A 19058-nucleotide genomic window follows, 5' to 3' on the forward strand; every position below is an offset into this window, starting at 1 on the left:
ATTAAAGACTTAGGCTTCTACGTTAATTTTTTTTGAATTACTTTTCACTTTATCAACAAATACTTTTGCTGGTTTAAAGCTAGGAACGAAGTGTTCAGGGATAATTATTGCAGTGTTTTTTGAGATATTTCTCGCAGTTTTTTGCGCTCTCTTTTTAACAACAAAGCTTCCGAAGCCTCTAACGTATACATTTTCACCGCCAATCATGCTGGTTTTGATAACCTTGAAAAATGCCTCAACTGTTTCCTGTACATCAACCTTCTCAATTCCGGTTTTTGTTGATATTTCTGAAATAATATCTGCCTTAGTCATATTTTATTATTTATTATATTATTATGTTTTAATATTACTACTGTTTTGGGGTTGCAAAAGTATTGCTTTTTAATGAGATAGGGAAATAAAAGATGATTTTTTTATTGCCAGACTTATCAGGCAATTGCAAGTTTTTTTTTAATCGGATAAATAGACCGTAATTTGCACCAATGACTTTTCAAAATGAACTCATCAATTGGTACCTAATAAACAAGAGAGATTTGCCCTGGAGGCATACCCGGGATGCCTATACCATCTGGTTATCAGAGGTTATTTTACAACAAACACGGGTAGAACAGGGGCTTCCATACTTTAACAGGTTTTTAGAAAATTTTCCTACAGTTGCCGATTTTGCCAGTGCTACTGAAGCTAAAGTTTTAAAGCTTTGGCAAGGTCTGGGTTATTACTCAAGGGGGAGAAATATGCATGCAACTGCTCAAATTGTGGTGAAAGATTACCATGGAATCTTCCCAAATCTGCATGATGAGCTTATAAAATTGAAAGGAATTGGTGAATATACCGCTGCTGCCATCTCCTCATTTTCGTCGGGAGAAGCGCGGGCTGTAGTTGATGGAAACGTTTTTCGGGTACTCTCCAGGTTCTATGGTTTAGCTACCCCAATTAATAGCCCGGCCGGCAAAAAAGAGTTTTATGCGCTTGCAAATGATTTGCTTTATAAAGAAGACCCGGCTTTATATAATCAGGCGATTATGGAGTTTGGGGCCATGCAGTGCAAGCCAAAATCGCCCAATTGTGGTATTTGTCCGCTTAACCAGAACTGTTATGCATTTAACCAGAGCCAGGTAAATGTGCTTCCGGTTAAAATCCGTAAAGCCGAACAAAAACATCGCTATATCAATTATTTTGTTTGTTTTGGAGGTGAAAAAGTATTAATCAGGGAGCGGCAGGCAGGAGACATATGGCAGCATTTATACGATTTTCCTGGTATGGAAACAATGGAAGCCTACGAATGGAGCGATCCATTATTCGTCGATCAGGTAAAATCTGCATTCGGAGATGAGGCCAGTTTTACTTTTATAAGCGCCAAAAAACACATATTAACTCACCAAATAATCCATGTGCAATTTTTTGCATTAAAAAATTATATATTTAACTTTAGTAAACAAAAGGAACTTAATTGGGTTTCTTTAAGTAAATTAGATGAGTTACCGCAACCAAAAGTAATCCATGATTTTGTTCAGGAATATTTTTATAAGAACATATGGAGTAACTAACCATCTTATTCGGTGCGCATTTAGAAAACGAAACAACTAACCAAAAATATTTATGTCTGGGATTAACAAAGTTATTTTAGTAGGCCACTTAGGCAAAGACCCTGAAGTGCGACATTTAGACGGTGGCGTAACAGTAGCCAGTTTTCCATTAGCTACATCGGAAACATACAACAAAGACGGTAAGAGAGTAGAGCAAACGGAGTGGCACAATATTGTGTTATGGCGTGGCCTGGCCGAAGTAGCTTCGAAATACCTGCAGAAAGGCAAATTGGTATATATAGAGGGTAAGCTAAGAACAAGATCCTTTGAAGATAAAGAAAAGGTTAAAAAATATGTAACAGAAATTGTGGCCGAAAACTTTACGATGTTAGGCAGAAAAAGTGATTTCGAGCAAAGCCCGACTACACCAACGCATCAAAGCTCTGAAGCAAAAATTGAAGATGAATTTACTATTGGGCCATCAGATGAAAATGGAGACCTTCCGTTTTAATTAGGCGTTTAAATACATAAAAAAAGCTACCTGATGAGGGGTAGCTTTTTTTATGCCCTTTTATTTGATGAAGCTAAAATCATGAGGCAAAAAAAAACTCCTGCCAGTCTTGCTGGCAGGAGTTTTTTGTGATCGCACTAAAACCGTTAATTAATTTTAGTGTAGTAAATATTTAACTTGATCTTACTTGCAGTTGCATTGCTGGCACCAATAATCGATCTTTCAGCAGATGTAGCACTTGGTGCTTTCTGAAAATCGGTATAAGATGTAGGGGCCAGGAATGTGCCATAATCTTCCACATCTTTATCAATTAAGCTTTGCACATAACTGGTTACAATAAAGATGTAGCGTTTCTTTAACGAATCAAAATAACCGCCAAAAAGAGATGCACCACCAGAAGCGCTGCTTGAAAACGTTGCATAATCAGGTATATCAGCAGCTTGCTGTGCAATATCCCAGCGGTATAAAGAAAGTCGTTGAGCAGCATTAAAAGGGTATGCTGGCGCACTTTCGCCAAGCTCAACCACTAATTCTGCCTTGTTGATAATTGCTTTTCCGTAAGTGCTCGTAAAACTTGTCAATTGCGGGAAAGTGAGTTTTGTTTTTACACCAGCCAAGCCTTGTAAATAGGTTACATTATATTGTTGCGTTGGATCTGTTGGCGTTGGAACGTCAATTTGTGTTTGTACTGGCGTACCTGTGTAATCGTGTTTAATGTTTGCCGCTACTCCTGAAATTAAAGTTGCACTTCCGCTGGAGTTTGAAACTAACCGGCCTACAGGGAAATTTACACTTGTAGTATCTATCCCGTTTGATGAGTTTGTTTTTTTCCAAACCAGCTGCAGGTAAGAGTCAGTTCCCGAAAAGTTAAGGAATGCAATCCCGCCAACACCTGTAGAAGATGTTTTATTGATCTGTGCATATAAACCTTTAAACGATTCTATAAACTTCGCATCTGTGGCTGTTCCGGTGGTACCTAAGTTTAGTATGGCGTTTTGTATAAATGCCTTGTTTAACGGGATTCTGATTTGCGCAGGTACCGTTTTTAAAGTATCGGCTTTGCCAGTAACAATATCAAATACCTTTCTTTTGGTGTTTGGTGCCAGTTTACCTGTAAAGTTACCTAAGAGCGTATTGTTGATGGCCTGTACATCAGAACTTTTATAAGTTGTAACCTTATTGGCTAACTGATAAACATCAATGCTGTATTTAGAATTGGTGGTATCGCCGTAAAATTTGGTTAATGTAGAGGTTGTATCAATTTTTAATACCAAAACTGCAGAGTCTAATACCGGAGAAGTACCGAAATCGTAACTCGTACTCACCGGGTAAACCGTTAAGGCTAAAGCGGCTTCTGTTTTTCCAAAACTAGGGTCTACCATATATCCCAATGGATAACGGTTTAATCCGTAGGTATTGGCGGCGTCTTCTTTTACAAGTTGAGACTTCACCTGAGATACCACCAGCGTTCCGGTAATGGCTGTAGCCGGATCAACATCTAAACCCACACCATCAGGGTTTTTGCATGATGCAAAAAGAAAAAGACCTATCAACAGGGTTAATAAGTCTTGTTTTGTAAATTTCATATTTAAAATAATAATACCTAATTAAGCAAGTGAAACCAATTCGTCATTCGAAATTTCTTCATAAAAAGTATAGAAGTTTTCAAAATTCTCGGTTAAGTTAAAAGCTAATGTTGGCTTATTGGAATCTTTAACAAATTTTAACACATCTTTATTTAGGTTTTCATCTGCTAAAACGACTGCGTCTGAGTGTGTTATGGCACCAATGTGCATGCTGTCGCAATCAGAAGGCAAGAATGCTTTCGTATCATCTTCAGTCATATTGGCCATCACTGCTTTCTTAGAAAAATTAGGATTTAATTTCTCTGTAAAGCCATCCTCATAAACAGAATATACTACTTTCGAATTTTTAAAAGTAGGATCGTTTTTATAAGTCGTTTTAATGTAAGCAGGTACTAGTGCACTCATCCAGCCATGACAGTGAACGATATCTGGTGCCCAGCCTAATTTTTTAACCGTTTCCAATGCACCTTTACAGAAGAAAACTGTACGTTCGTCATTGTCGTCGAAGAATTTTCCGCTTGCATCTCTGAATACTTGTTTGCGTTGGAAATATTCTTCATTGTCTAAGAAATAAACTTGCATGCGCGCAGCTGGGATGGAGGCTACTTTAATGATTAAAGGATTATCGTTGTCATCGATAATGATGTTCATTCCTGATAAGCGGATTACTTCGTGTAAACGATTTCTTCTTTCGTTGATGTTACCAAATTTAGGCATCAAGATGCGGATTTCGAATCCTTTTTCTTGCATAGCTTGTGGTAATTGGCGCGTGATTTCAGAAATTTTAGTAAGCTCGAGGAAAGGCGACATCTCGTGTGTAACAATCAGCAGCTTCGTTTTTGCCATCTCCATATTCTAAGAAAATATTAAGTTAAATAAAAGATAATGAGCTGCAAAGGTAAGCATAATAATACTATTTATCAATATAGCAAGCATTTGTTTGGTTTCGTTTAGATTAATTTACACCTTTACGGCTTTAATTTAGTTTGTCCAAATTGGAAATATTTAAAACCAAAGCAGCACTTAAGGCTTTTTTAAAACCCTTAAAAGCATCAGGTAAAAAAATAGCACTTGTGCCTACTATGGGTGCCTTGCACAATGGCCATATATCGTTGATAAAACTGGCACAGCAAAATGCCGATATCATTATCTGTAGCATTTTCGTAAATCCAACACAGTTTACAGATCCTAAAGATTTAGAGAAATACCCACGCCCGATCGAACACGATTTGGCCATGTTGGCCGATGCCGGTTGTAACGGGGTGTTTATGCCTAATGTAGAGGAGATGTATCCTGCAGGGGCCGACGAAGCCTGGCACATTGATTTGGGTAATGCCGAATTCCTATTGGAAGGCGAATTTAGAAAAGGCCATTATCAGGGCGTAACACAGATTGTAAAAAAACTGTTTGATGCCGTTGAGCCCGATGTGGCCATGTTCGGACAGAAAGATTTCCAGCAGGTATTAATGATTAAGAATATGCTGGCTTATTTTAAGCTGCCCATCACCATTATTACCTGTCCGATTATCCGCGAAGATGATGGTTTAGCCATGAGTAGCCGGAATATCCATTTATCAGCCGATGACCGCACACATTCGCTCGTGCTGAGTAAATCGCTGCAGTTCGTTACCGATCATTTTAATGAATATTCACTTGCAGAACTGGTAGATAAGGCAAAAGCCTTCTATCAGGATATTGATGGTGTAGAACTCGATTATTTTACAATTGCCAACGGCAATACACTCGAGCCTGCCAAATCAAAAGACGAAAATAACTTAGTTGCCCTGGTTGCTGCGAAAGTAGGATCGACCAGGCTGATTGATAATATGATTATAAAATAAGGTAAAATGGGAGGGGTAAGATGGATGAGGTAGTTATGATCCTTTTTCCATCATCCATTTTCCATATTACATCTCTCTTACATCTTCCGTTAGTGAAACTCCAAACTGATTACTAACTTTGCCGAATGGTTATCACAATATTAAAATCGAAAATACACCGTGTTAGGGTAACACAGGCCGAGTTAAACTACGTTGGCAGTATTACGATAGATGAAGATTTGATGGATGCAGCTAACATTATCGCTAATGAAAAGGTGCAGATTGTAAATAATAATAATGGTGCACGTTTCGAAACCTATGTAATTAAAGGCGAACGCGGTACCGGAACCATCTGTTTAAATGGTGCTACAGCCCGTTTGGCACAGCTTGGCGATATTCTGATCATTATGTCTTACGGCTCATTGCCGATAGAAGAAGCTAAAAAATATAATCCAATATTGGTTTTTCCTGACGATAACAATCATTTGCTAAAATAACCTTGTGATATTCGACCTCAAAACAGCGCTAAAGTATATCATCCTGTTTTTAATAGGAGTAGGGGTTTTATATTTAGCTTTTCGGGGTCAGGATTTAGAAAAGATTTGGCAGGAAATTAAAACTGCCAATTACTTTTGGGTAGTTATTTCTGCTGTTACTGTTTTAATTGCCCATGTATTGAGGGCTTTGCGCTGGCAGATGCTCTATCAGTCTATCCATTACAAAGTAAGTTTCTGGAATGCCTACCATGCCGTCATGATCGGTTACTTGGCTAATCTTGCATTACCCCGTTTTGGTGAAATTGGCCGCTGTTCGGTTATTCATAAAGCAGAAAAGGTACCTATGTTTGCTTCCATTGGCACTGTAATTACCGAGCGGCTTTTTGATGTACTGGTGCTTTTTCTAACCAGTGTAGCCATGGTAACCTTTCAATATGATATCGTTTCCGACTTTTTGTACAATGTCATTTATCTTAACCTCGTTAAAAAATTAGGCGCCATTAATTATTTATGGCTGCTTGGAATTGGCATTGTTTTGCTTTCTCTTATTTTAGTCGCAATCTATTTTCTCCGTCAAAAGTTCAGTAATAAATTCCTGCGGATTTTTGTAAACCTTCGTCAGGGCTTCGGCTCATACAGTAAACTAAAGCAAAAAGGTTTGTTCTTAACCTATACCCTGGGTATTTGGCTATTCTACTCACTTTCCATGTATTTTGCTTTTTCTGCTATCCAAGCTACCGCGGGCTTACATTTTAATGCCGCATTTACAGCCATTGTTTTTTCTGGTTTTGCTATGGCAGCACCAGTTCAGGGCGGTATTGGTGTTTTCCATTGGATGGTTGCCCAATCGTTGGTATTGTATGGCATATCTTTTAAAGATGGTTTAGCCTACTCAACCATTATCCATTCTTCGCAGGTTTTGCTCATATTGGTATTGGGCTGTTTAAGCCTCATGCTGATTTTATTTAAGAGACAAAAAAGTAATTAATTTCCTTAATTGGCCCTGTTCTCTTCTTCACTTTTTTTGTTTTCCATGGCTTTGTAAGTCGAACTGCCAAAATTAAAAGTTAAACTAAAAACCAATCTTTGCGAAGCAAAATAGTGGTAGAAATCGTTATCGATAATGCTTTTCTCTCTGAAAATAAGCCTTCTTTTAATGTTATCGAAAGCATCATAAAGCGTAAGTTTAGTATTGATCCTGTTTTTAAACCAGGCTTTTTGCACGCCAAAATCAACCCCATAAACTGGAGCCATAATATAAAGTCCATTGCCACTTTTCGATTCATAGGTATAACTTACATCCAATACCCAATTTTTTAAGGTAAAAACCTGGCTACCATTAACCGCATAATTATATATAGGTATTTCGTAAGTATTTCCAAAGTAAGGTGTTAGCTCCTTGTTGTAATAGAAGGTGATGTTGTTATTCATCCGCCACCATTTGTTTATTGTTATGGGGGCGCTTACCTGTAGATTTGCAAATTTTCTGTAGGGTAGGTTCCTGCCCAGAAAAATCAGTTCATTAGTCACTGGATTATATTCGGGATAACGACCCATTGGATCTGTTTCCTTTCCAGCATTTAGCGAAATGTTAAGGCTTTTTCTACTGTAAGACAGCGCGAAAAGACTAGTTGTGGAGGGTTGCAGGTAAGGATTGCCTATCCAATAATGCCGTGGACTGTAATAAAAACGAAAAGGGTTTAACATGGCAAAGGTTGGCCTTGTTAATCGCCGGGTATAACTGAAGCTGAGCTGTTCGCTTTCGTTAAAGGCGTAAGTAATGTTCAAGCTTGGGAGCCACTTTATATACTTTTTTTCTGCAATGTTGCCAGTAGTAATCGAATTGGCTATCGTATGCGTATGTTCTGCTCTTAAACTTAAACTGTAATTAAACTTACTCCATTGGCCGATGTAAGAAAGGTAGCCTGCACCAATATACTCCTGGTAGCGGAACTGGTTACTCCGATTAGGATCTAGGTTAAAAACATCATTGGCAAGTGTATCATAGCGAAGGTTGTTCTGAGTGGTTGTATATGCAAATTTTCCGCCGAATTCCAGTTTACCTTCACCTATTTTTTGGGTGTAATCTGCTTGTGCAATATGAATCATTATACTATTTCTAGAGGTTGTTTCCCAGTGATTTAACAATTGATTGTTAACTAGGTTACGATTCTGGATGTCTTCGGTTTGACGATTGTCAATTTGGGCTAAAGAGGTAATTACGTGAAGTTCGCTATTCTTAAATTGCGCATCATAATTGATCCCGCCTGAATAATTATGATGCTTAGGAAAGGCATTATTAGCGCTTTTAACCAGCGAAATGGTTTGATCTAAGTTAGTGGTTTGGGTAAGTAATTGATTGCCAGACACCGCATTTCTATCCATTTGGTATGTGCGTACAAAAGCTTCAAGGTTTTGCCCTTTTTTTGCCTCATAAGTTACCCTTGCCTGCACATTAAAGTTTTGGTTGGAGGTAACGGTTCTGGTATCGGTAGTCATGGCATTTGTATTGGCTAAATACTGCAAAGAATAATACTTATAAAAAGTGCTCCCGCTGGTATGACCCAGCTTTAAATCGTACACAAACCGGTTTGTTTTAAGCACCAGGGATAAATTATTATCCAATAAACTGTAATTATTTCGTTGAAAGCGAGTATTATAAGTGCCTCTTAAACCTAAAGACTGATTTCGCTTCAGTTTAACATCGATAATTCCCTGATATTCCCCATCATACTTAGATGAAGGCTGGTTAATCATTTCAATAGATTCGACCATATCTGGCGACAAACTGCTTAGGTAAGAAATGATTTCATCGCTGTTCATGTTCGCGGGTTTGCCGTCAACAAATAGGGTCGGAGTTGCTCTGCTTGCCATTAAGATTGTTCCATCCTCATTAACCTGCAGACCAGGTAGTTTCTTAAATACGTCTAACAAATTGGAGGCGGACTTGAAAAACACATTGTTGGCAATACCGATTTTAATCTGACCATTTTGCTTGCTAAAATTTGGTGCTCCCCCTGTTATGGTTACTTCTTGGAGTAGGTTAGCGTCTTCATCCATTAAAATGTCGCCCACATCTATTGTTTTTGGGTTATTCTGATTGATGAATAATTCTTTTTGTGCCTTTTGATAACCAATTAAAGTAACCGACAAGATGTATTTTCCGTTTAGCAGACCTTTAAATTCGAAGAAACCGGTGGTATCACTATTGGTATGTTTGATCATTGTTGGATGGTCTTTATCGGCCAGAGCCAAATTGGCTAAAGGTATTGCCTGGTTGGTTTTACGGTCAATTAATCTTCCTTTAAGCGCTTGTGCATTTAAAAATAGAGATATAAATAAGAATAGGCATGATAGCAATGTCGGTTTCATCTTCGTGTGTTTGGATTTGCAGAATGCTCCAAAACTAGAAGAGAAGGATAGCGAAGGGGTTTTGAATCTCAGATTTGGGCGTTCGGAATTATAAAACGAGACCAGATTTAGTTTGATGAAACAACTAATAGTTGTTCCTTATAGTGCATCGGGGTGGTTTGTTTATGTTTTTTAAAAGCGGTATAAAAAGTAGATTTAGAGTTAAAGCCCACCTCATATCCAATTGCTTCGAGCTTAATGCCTCTGTCGTTAACAATCAGTTCGCAGGCTTCGTTTATTCTAAATTCATTGATGTAAGCGGCAAAACTTTTGCCTAAATTGTCATTGAGCAATTGCGAAAGCTGGTGACCCGAAATGTTAATTTTTTTGGCTAAATCATTTAATTTAAGGTCTGGATTCTTATAAAGTTCCTCTTCTAAAGTAATCTTCTGCAGTCTTTCTGTTAGCGTTATAGCCTGCTCTTCGCTAATCTTCTTGTTTGCATAACGAACCAAATCCTGATCGCCCAAAAAAAGATTGCTGGTTTTCCTCCTGCTAATAAACAAAAAAGTGTTTAGGTAAAGAACGGTGGAGAAAAATAAGGCTCCACTAATGCAAGGGCCGTTAAAAAATGAAAAGATAGAAAGCTTAAATGCCGCCGGAACTATTATATTTCCAATAAATACAGATAGTAATAGTGTCTCTGTTGTAGCAATCTTGCCGCCTTTGCTGAAAACTTTGGTAAAAACAGTCCTGAGCAGCCAGGCAGAAAATACAATATAAACGGTAAATTGTATAGAAATTATTCTTCCGATATAATTTTCCCATACATCAGGATTGCTGTCATACGGTGCAATGATACTTGTGATTAAAATTGCTAAGATCCAAAAAAGATATGTCCCTTTCCATATGACATTAAATTTCGAGCCTTGTCCCAATGCCGATTTAATAAAATAAAAAAGCGAGGGGCCAACCAATGAACTTCCCAAAATGCCTGTTTGGATATAAATGCCAGGTAAGGCCGGATAGAAATAAAAAAGAAGAGACTTGCTGATCTTTAGGCAAAGGGACACAAGCAAAAGCCCAAGAAAAAAATAAGCAGCAGACCGGGATTTTTTGAAAAATAACAGATACGTACTAATGATAAAACCATTAAATGCGCCAAGGGCACTAAAGAAAAATAATATTTGCTGCCCTAGGTTCATTTAGCAAAAATAACAATCATTATGCTAATGCCAAATATATGATAATCAATACTTTTATAGCTCGCGGATGTTTTGAGCGGGTAAAAGTTTTGGTAGTAGCCTCGCTGCCAGTTTTTAACATTTAGGGCGTAATTTTTTTAATGTATGCTTAGTGCTGATTAATGTTGAAGTTACTTGTGAATTAAGTTTAAAGTTTATATCTTTAATTAAACGCTTGTAATACAGATTTTTATATGTTAGCCTCTCATGTCAATATTTTTTACTCCCCAGTTTTAATCTAATCTGTACCACATTGTATGAAATATAATTTGGTTAAGGTACAATGACAAGCTTTTATTTTTAAATTTTAGGTGAATAAGGTGTAAGTAGGTTTTTTCATTGCCACATGTTATTTCTGTATGGTATCAATAAAAACGATTGCATCAATTTATGATTCTGTTTCAATGAACCGCCAATATTCTGGCCAATCATATAAAAAAGCAGAAGTGATTTAGGAAGAAAATATTGCGAAATAATTAACCGACCATATTATGAAAAGAACACTCTCTCAACACATTGACCCTAAAAATGGTCCCAAAAGAATTTTATCACTGGACGGAGGAGGTATAAGAGGGGCACTAACATTAGGTTATTTAAAAAAAATAGAAACTGTTCTCAGAGAAAAAGAGCAAGATGAAAATTTATTACTTTGCGATTATTTTGATCTAATTGGGGGTACTTCAACGGGTTCTATTATTGCCGCTGCTTTAGCAATTGGAAAATCTGTAGATGAGATCAAGGATTTGTATATGGATTTGGGGGGTAAAATCTTTGGGCAAAAGCATAGCTTTTGGAATCCTTTGGAAACCTGGAAATTCTTAAAAGCTTCCTATGATTACAGGGCACTCGAAGAAAGTCTAAAAAGTGCATTTGGAAATATTACAATGGAAAGTGATCGGATTAAGACCGGATTGTGCATTGTTGCCAAAAGAGCAGATACCAACAGTGTGTGGCCATTAATCAATCATCCAGGGGGAAAATATTTTTATAAAAATAAAAATATACCACTTTGGCAAGCTGTTAGGGCCAGTAGTGCTGCGCCAACTTATTTTGCCCCACAAATGGTTGATGTTGGTGATGGAGATAGGGCTGCTTTTGTAGATGGAGGTGTAAGCATGGCCAATAATCCTGCACTAACGCTGTTGATGGTGGCAACACTTAAAGGTTTTCCCTTTGGTTGGGAAATGGCAGAGGATAAATTAACCATCATATCGGTGGGCACAGGCTATAATATTTTCAAAAAACAAACTGGCGAAATAGAAGAAGCCTGGATGAAAACCTGGGCGCAGAATGTACCCGATATGCTGATGCAGGATGCAAGTTGGCAAAATCAGCTTATATTACAATGGTTGTCTAATTCGGCTACGGCGCATTCAATTGATCGCGAAATAGGTATGTTAAAAGATGATTATATTAGTGGAAAACCATTGTTAAAATACCTGAGATACAATCTCCCCATTACAGAAAATGATTTGAATGGCTTAGGAATGGCAAAAAATTTTAGTGAAACAGATGTTATAAGTTTAATTGAAATGAGTAATGCCAAAAACAGGGAATTACTTTATGAAATTGGATGCGCTGCCGCTTCGAAAGTTTTAAAGGAACATTTTTGATTTTCAACTGAGCGTTTGTAAGACTCTAGCAGTTAATCAATCTGGCAACTATTTAATCATTTACTTACATTGAGTAGCTAATACATTAAAAATATTGCAATGTATATAGTTCCCTTATTATAACGGCTGATGACAATTAGAGACTGTTTTGCCAAAAGTTTATAAAGATGTACAAACGAGCACCCGGAGCCTCTCGATGTGCTGTCTGACGCAGATCAGAATATTGAAATCGCTAAAATCTGTAAAAAATATTGAGACATTAAAGTCTAGTTTGAAAATATGCCCGATCCGATTAAAATATTCATTTCTTATGGGCACACAGATGCTACATTATATATTCCTGACTTACTAAAGACAGAATTTGATGAAATAGTTAGGGAATTTAATGAATTTGATATCCAGCTTACCTTAGATACTTACTTTTTAAAAAGTGGCGATAAATGGGATGAAAAAATAAAAAGGGAAATTGAAAGTGCACAGGTAGTGCTGTTTTTGATCAGTGAGAAATTTCATCAATCAGAATACATCAAACATAGGGAATTTGCTGTTGCAATTAGACGTGAAGATCTTTTTATTTTACATGATAAAATATTTGAATGTGATAACTATGAGGCACTTAGGGCCTTTCAGGCAATAAGCCTATATAATAGGCCTTGGTTTCCGATGAAGGAATCGGAATTTAAACTGGATAAACAAAACCGTGCACAGATAAAGCTTATCGCAAATACATTATACAATGCTATAAAACTACAATTTAGGGATAAAAATGCAAACCAAATTGTAACCACAAAAATTGCACCAGATCTATTGAAAATCAAGATCAACAGGGATAAGGAGTTCGGAAGTTTTAAAAATATGGTTAATGGCTTGCCTATCAGGAATTGCAATATTTTTTTTTACGAAGGCAACAAATACGACCGGCCACAATATTTTAATTACAGATTGGATAAAGAGGCTTTGGGGAATAATAGCTCACTTATGAGTGCAACCAAAGATGATTATATCGATCTATATGCTTTAAGTAGCTATCATAACGAGCAGCATCTTTTGGCAAATTTTATTGCAGAAATCAAAAGGCTGTTTTGCCTGGTTGATCCAGTAAGCCGCGATTATAAAGATAGCCGTGAGATCATTAATGGGTTATATGAATTATTGAGGCTCAATAAAATATCCAGGCAGATAATCCCATTCCGGATTACTTCAGAACACCTTTACGAGGACAGTTACCTAGCAGATTTCTTTACAATATTGAACCTTTTTTTCAATCACAACGATCCCAGTTGTACCGGTATATTTCTATATTTTCTAATTAGGTGCGAGGAACAGAATGCTAAACAAACTACTCTGTATAATTATCTGGAGAAGCAATTTGGCTTAAAGAATTGCAATGTATTAGGTGAGATAGCGGAAGAACATCTTGATAGGTGGACCGAATTGACCGATCAGGATGTTTTAATCCAGGATAAAATAAAAGCAAAAGCGATAAAAAATTTAAAGCTGATAGAAATCAGTTTACCTGCAAGATTGGGGAAAATAGAAAAAGCATTAGAAGATGCGTTAAACGATTTTAATTAAATAATTATGAAAATTATAAAATTAACACAAGCTCAGGATATTAACACTTACCAACCATCCAAATCGCTAACGGCGGTATTAAAAATATCTATTTCATTGGGTAGGCCTTTGTTATTGGCTGGTAAGCCTGGAGTTGGTAAAACACAATTTGCCCACTGGTTCGCTAATCAGGATAGTAATAATTTCAATAAATCTGTTTTACAATTTAATACCAAATCAACCTCCATTTTTTCTGATCTATTTTATGAGTATGATGCCGTTTCGCATTTCAGGGATGCCAATATAAGCCGCTCAACAATAGATGATAATAATAAAACAGCTGCCGATTATATTACTTTAACAGCTTTAGGTTTTGCTATTGTTTGTGCAAAAGGACTGACCGAAAATAACGAGGGGGAATTGGATAGGATTATCAGGCAATCACAATTAAAGTTTAAAATAGAAGAATTAAGGCGAAAGTCGGTGGTTTTAATTGATGAAATAGATAAGGCCCCCAGAGATTTTCCCAACGATTTACTTTATGAAATAGAAAACCTATCATTCACAATTAAAGAGATTAATTTATCAATTAAATTAACCGACGAAGAAAAACAAAATATTGTTGTCATTTTAACGAGTAATGACGAGAAAAATCTACCTGACGCATTTTTAAGGAGATGTATATTTTATTATATAGATTTTCCGGATGAGAAAGAACTTAAAACAATAGTATTAAAAAAACTTAGCATTGGCCTTGAAGAATTGTCTCAAAAAGAAGAAGATGGCTTTAATGAAAAGATAGCATGGTTTATTAAAATATCAGAAGCAAAAAATGTAGAGAAAAAACCTTCTATATCCGAGTGCATAGATTGGGTTAATTTTTTAAAGGAAAATAAACTGCTCGATAAGGGGCGTACTGAGTGTGAAAATTCCTTTTCGATCTTATTGAAGAAAAAAGGGGATTTGGATGAATTAAAAAATATACTTCCGGTGACAAAGAATTTAACTATTTGAGGGTAACCTATCAAAATGCCAATCCATAATCAATATACCATTACGCCTGCCCTTGTAGAAGAGTTCCTTTACATTACATTAAAGGGTAAGGGATTTTCTATTGATATTGATGATTATGTTGTAGCTGCTCAAATACTTCGGGGAGTTGATGATGTTAAAGAATCACTGGATGAGATTAAAGTTGCTTTGGCGGCAATAGTATGCCGGAATGCCGAGGAACAAAGGCACTTTTATACCTTATTCGATTCTTTTTTCAGTGAAAATGAAGCACTTTTTTCGAGAAAGCAAAAATTGGAGAAGGAAAGGCTATATAAAAAGAAAAAACGATTTATTTACTATGGTATTTCTGCTACACTTATTGCTATCTTTCTATTTCTGACATTTGCTCCGGTTTTTAAAACCGAAAGCTTATCCACAGGTGATTTTAAGCTTGATTCCATTTCTGATCATCACACGGTTGGCATGCCGTTAAAAATTTCGGTTGCCGATAATTTCTTAAATGACAAACAATTTGCAGCCAGGCAAACATTAGTGGAAAAACTATTTAAGCCTAAATTCGATTCTACAGATTTAAAAACTACTTGGAATTTACAGGATACCACCTTTAATAATAGAAACGTAATTGAATACCGGTTTGCGAAGCCAGGGACCAAAAAAATCGAGGTCTGGTTTTCTACCCCGAATGGTGTTATAAAAAAGAGTAGCAGTCTGTTGATTTGCGATTCGCTACCAGAAATAAGTTTTTCGGGTAAGAAAATTGTTAATAAAGGTGATACGGTTACATTAAAAGCTGGAGACGATCAGTATAAATCCGTTAAATGGACTATCGGAGGCCGTGATACCATTACCAAAAACAATGTACTTCGATACCATTTCGATTCTGCAAAAACATATCTCATTGGTGGAAAATACTTAAATCAGATCTGCCCCCATGGCCTAAATCAAAAAAGTATTGATGTAAAGGATTTAGATAAGTTTTCAATAATTAATACACAAACAGATCAGTTAAAGGCATTAACATTTAAGGAGCTAACCTCGCTGTTTTATACATTGTTCTGGATAATTGGGATTCTGTTTTTATGTGTTTCGCTTTGCTATTTTATACCGTTCTTATATAGGGTGTATGAAAATGCTCAACTTAAGCTATACGAAAAAATCTTTCCGAATAAACAACCAGAATATTTAGAGGCGACTGAATTACCGACTTTTTTGGGCGCTAAAATGCCCGTCGATATCCAGTTTTTTAATAAGGATATATTTATCCGTGGTAAAGATGCAATTGTAAAATTGGCTTTTGATTTAAGGAAAAAGATAGAATCGGAAGTATTTATCTTAAATTTGAGAAAAACAAGTAAGGCAACCATTCAAAATTTTGGTTTATTCTCACCGGTTCTACAAAATAAAAATATACAAAGAAGTTATCTTGTCATAATTGATAAAAGTTATGTTGGCAGTCCCCAGGTAAAACTTTTTCAATATTTGGCTTCTATGCTACTCGGGAGCCAAGTTGAATTGAATGTGTATTATTATATAAAAAGCCCCTTAAACCTTTTCCAAAAGCAGGCTCACGATACAGTAAGCATTAATTATTTGAAAAACCGCCATTATCAATCTGTGTTGATTGTTTTTGGTGATGGGTATAACTTTTTGGATGATCAATTTCCTGAGGTATATATTCCGGTCAGAAATGAATTCTCTTACTGGTCTAGTCGATTGCTTATTACACCTATTGCGGCAGCCGATTGGTCGCTTAACGAGAAAATTCTGGCTTCATTTTTTAATGTATTGCCTGCTGATAATATAGGCTTGCTAAATGCTTTTGAGGTTTTACTTAACGAGGTATATAATCAGAAAATTATAGGCACATCTTTATATCAAACCTATTCTTCCAAATTTATCGAATTCGAAGAAATAGAAGAATTAAGTGCCTATATAAATGATGAGCGGATTTTTCAATGGATTGCTGCAATTGCCGTTTATCCCAAAATTAATTGGGAGGTTATTGTTGCCATAGGTAACTGTTTGGATAATGGTTTGGTAACGTACCAGAACCTGTTAAAAATCTGCAGGATTGATTGGGTACGGCAAGGTGCTTTTCCTACAAAAATCCGTTTGGAGCTGTTAAAAAAGCTAACGCTTGAAAATGAAATTAAAACGAGGGAGGAGTTAATCAGGTTACTAGAAGAAGATTCTGAAAATGACCAAGAGTCTTTTGCAAACAACGAAAAAATAATGCAGCTTATTGTAAATAAGTTTGTTTTATATAGCCATAAACCATCAAAGTATCCTGCATATCAAAAAGAAGAAAAGGAGTTTTTAAAGTTTTACCAGAATGGGAAAATCGGTGATATTCCATTAAAGATTTACCTACAGGGTGTTCATCCCAAAAAGAATACCGAAAGTTGGGGTAATCTGTTGCCAACAGATTCAAATAATGGAGATAAACTGTTGCGCTACTATAATAACCAGGTCGTGCTGCCAAAAGATGACAATGTTAAAAAGAAATTAAGGAATGCCCTCCTAATGGCACTAATTTTTTTAAGTGTTTTATTGTTCTCGGGAGCTTTTATCGGGTTTACCAAGCCAGATTTGCCGCAACTTGTTAAAACGGAATTTGCAACTGATATTGTGAACAATTGGAAAATCCTATTAGATAAAAATGATTGTTATTTAAAGCTTAATCCTTCAAGGTTAGTCCTGTCCAAAAATGGAACAGTGTTACTCGATACAGCTGTTTCTGTAGATACCTCTAAAACAAAGATCGATACCCTTAACTTAACCGGTTTTGAAAAGGTAAAGGGAGAACAGGTAGAGTTTAAACTGATATCGAAAGAGAAAGGTACAGTTACCGGAAGTTTTAAGATAGACAGTTTACAAAATCATCTTCAAATTTTTAGACCGGATTGTTTTGGAGATGACCCTATTAATCATGCAGTTTACCTCCGCTATTATCCCGAGCGGTTGCGCGATAGCATGAAAATTTTCCAGGATAAGTTGATAAAAGAAAATTATTTTGTCAATCCTAATCTGGACCGGGAGCAAACGAACGTAAGCGTAGTAAGATATTCTGCTAATTATGATGCCGATAGAGCAGATATGGTAGCAATGCAGGCCACAATCTTTTTTCATCAGGATATTAAGATCGAAAAAGTTAATGCTACTTTGAATAATCAAATAGAGGTTTGGATAAAAGGAACTGTTGATACCGTACAGATACAATATAATGCTGCTGACCAAAAAGCGATTGCGGATAAATTGAAAAAAGATTTAGAAGCAGTGGGTTATTACGTTCAGCAAAATGTAATGGGAGCATTCGATTGGGGCAATGAGGTGAGATTTTATCAGGAGAGCAATAAAGATAAAGCAACTGCATTATTGAAAATCGTCAGAAATTCTACACTTGGTAGCATGACAACTCATCAATTGCAATTGAGCCTGCCGGAAAGAAATAAAAACATCATAAAAATTTGGCTGAAGGACTTAAAAAAGCCAAAAGCCTGTAGTTCTTTTCTCTCAGGTAATAACTATAATATATATTATGAAAATGATAATAATGCTTTTTCAATAAACGATGAAGGAACTCGATTACTGACTAGTTTATTGAAAAGATTACTTGATCAACCTAAAGCCACTGTTAGTGTCTCTGGATTTGTCAACATCGCATCTACAAATGATGCCAATTTAAAACTGTCAGAAACATTAGCAAATAGTGTTAAGAGTTCTTTAGTTAGTGGAGGAGTTGATACTAAGAGGATTAATGCAGCGGGATATGGTAAAGATATAAACGGAAGTGATGAAAAATGTGGAAATAAGGTTGTTATTGTTGTTAAAGAAGAGCAGGCTAAAGTTAGTTCGGTTGATTCACCTCTTTCTATTAATAATGAATCAACCCAACCTAAAGACAGTAGCTATAAGATAGAAAATACATATTTAGGCTTTAAAAATAAAATAACTGGGCGCAAATATCAAAACATCCCACTTTTAAAACATAATATTACGTTAACCCTTAACTCGGAACCTACAACGAATGCCTTGAATGTAAATTTCCATTACGAAATAAGAAATGATTTATGCACAGGGCCAATATCTGGAGATCGAAGGATTACTGGGATTAATAAACGAACATTATTATTTGAAGCCTGTGGCACTAAGTTATATATTATAATTACTTCAATTAAGGCGGGAGTTGCCTATTTTGATGCAACTGTAGAGACCAATGAAACGGTACCGCAAGTTAAACGCTAGCAATCATATACCTTCGTAAAAATAAATTACTATGCAGCCATAGTAATTCGGATCATAAATGCTACATTTGATTTACTAACCTTTTATACATAAATGT

General features: G+C 36.2%; 14 protein-coding genes. 9 read left to right on the forward strand and 5 right to left on the reverse strand.

Annotated features, from left to right (window positions below; all coding sequences use genetic code 11):
• Positions 1-9: 9 nt before the first annotated feature.
• Positions 10-312, reverse strand: coding sequence for an HU family DNA-binding protein (locus tag AC04QZ_RS11785; RefSeq protein ID WP_025143406.1), 303 nt, complete (start codon positions 310-312; stop codon positions 10-12).
• A gap of 170 nt (positions 313-482) precedes the next feature.
• Here AC04QZ_RS11785 and mutY point away from each other — a divergent pair, with 170 nt between their 5' ends.
• Both mutY and AC04QZ_RS11795 read left to right on the forward strand, forming a co-directional pair.
• Positions 483-1547, forward strand: coding sequence for an A/G-specific adenine glycosylase (gene mutY / locus AC04QZ_RS11790; protein ID WP_478357919.1), 1065 nt, complete (start codon positions 483-485; stop codon positions 1545-1547).
• A 52-nt stretch (positions 1548-1599) separates the two neighbouring features.
• Positions 1600-2037: a single-stranded DNA-binding protein gene (locus tag AC04QZ_RS11795; RefSeq protein WP_029274486.1), complete on the forward strand. Its 438-nt coding sequence runs from the start codon at positions 1600-1602 to the stop codon at positions 2035-2037.
• 146 nt (positions 2038-2183) lie between these two features.
• Here the strand turns inward: AC04QZ_RS11795 and AC04QZ_RS11800 are convergent, their stop codons facing one another.
• Positions 2184-3623 (reverse strand): DUF4270 family protein, encoded by a 1440-nt coding sequence (locus AC04QZ_RS11800; protein WP_478357920.1) that lies wholly within the window; start codon positions 3621-3623, stop codon positions 2184-2186.
• Between the two features lie 21 nt (positions 3624-3644).
• Positions 3645-4469 (reverse strand): glycogen/starch synthase, encoded by an 825-nt coding sequence (locus AC04QZ_RS11805; protein WP_478357921.1) that lies wholly within the window; start codon positions 4467-4469, stop codon positions 3645-3647.
• 149 nt (positions 4470-4618) lie between these two features.
• On the opposite strand from AC04QZ_RS11805, the gene panC reads away from it, so the two are divergent.
• The 3 genes from panC (at position 4619) to AC04QZ_RS11820 (ending at position 6928) form a co-directional block, all read left to right on the forward strand.
• A complete protein-coding gene (panC, locus tag AC04QZ_RS11810) occupies positions 4619-5464 on the forward strand; it encodes a pantoate--beta-alanine ligase (protein ID WP_478357922.1) in 846 nt (281 codons plus the stop codon).
• A gap of 125 nt (positions 5465-5589) precedes the next feature.
• The gene (gene panD / locus AC04QZ_RS11815; protein WP_029274491.1) at positions 5590-5940 is read left to right on the forward strand and encodes an aspartate 1-decarboxylase; all 351 of its coding nucleotides are present in this window, start codon (positions 5590-5592) and stop codon (positions 5938-5940) included.
• Positions 5941-5944: 4 nt separating this feature from the next.
• On the forward strand, positions 5945-6928 hold the full coding sequence (locus AC04QZ_RS11820) for a lysylphosphatidylglycerol synthase transmembrane domain-containing protein (protein ID WP_478357923.1): 984 nt from the start codon (positions 5945-5947) through the stop codon (positions 6926-6928).
• A 5-nt stretch (positions 6929-6933) separates the two neighbouring features.
• Here the strand turns inward: AC04QZ_RS11820 and AC04QZ_RS11825 are convergent, their stop codons facing one another.
• Both AC04QZ_RS11825 and AC04QZ_RS11830 read right to left on the reverse strand, forming a co-directional pair.
• Positions 6934-9312 (reverse strand): TonB-dependent receptor, encoded by a 2379-nt coding sequence (locus AC04QZ_RS11825; protein ID WP_478357924.1) that lies wholly within the window; start codon positions 9310-9312, stop codon positions 6934-6936.
• A 107-nt stretch (positions 9313-9419) separates the two neighbouring features.
• On the reverse strand, positions 9420-10280 hold the full coding sequence (locus AC04QZ_RS11830; protein WP_478357925.1) for a helix-turn-helix domain-containing protein: 861 nt from the start codon (positions 10278-10280) through the stop codon (positions 9420-9422).
• A gap of 746 nt (positions 10281-11026) precedes the next feature.
• Here AC04QZ_RS11830 and AC04QZ_RS11835 point away from each other — a divergent pair.
• From AC04QZ_RS11835 to AC04QZ_RS11850, 4 genes are all read left to right on the forward strand, one after another.
• Positions 11027-12148: a patatin-like phospholipase family protein gene (locus tag AC04QZ_RS11835; RefSeq protein WP_478357926.1), complete on the forward strand. Its 1122-nt coding sequence runs from the start codon at positions 11027-11029 to the stop codon at positions 12146-12148.
• Between the two features lie 279 nt (positions 12149-12427).
• The gene (locus tag AC04QZ_RS11840; protein ID WP_478357927.1) at positions 12428-13723 is read left to right on the forward strand and encodes a toll/interleukin-1 receptor domain-containing protein; all 1296 of its coding nucleotides are present in this window, start codon (positions 12428-12430) and stop codon (positions 13721-13723) included.
• A 6-nt stretch (positions 13724-13729) separates the two neighbouring features.
• On the forward strand, positions 13730-14716 hold the full coding sequence (locus tag AC04QZ_RS11845) for an AAA family ATPase (RefSeq protein WP_478357928.1): 987 nt from the start codon (positions 13730-13732) through the stop codon (positions 14714-14716).
• Positions 14717-15835: 1119 nt separating this feature from the next.
• A complete protein-coding gene (locus AC04QZ_RS11850; protein ID WP_478357929.1) occupies positions 15836-18961 on the forward strand; it encodes an OmpA family protein in 3126 nt (1041 codons plus the stop codon).
• The last annotated feature ends 97 nt before the right edge of the window (positions 18962-19058 follow it).

This window comes from Pedobacter folensis, from assembly GCF_056490665.1.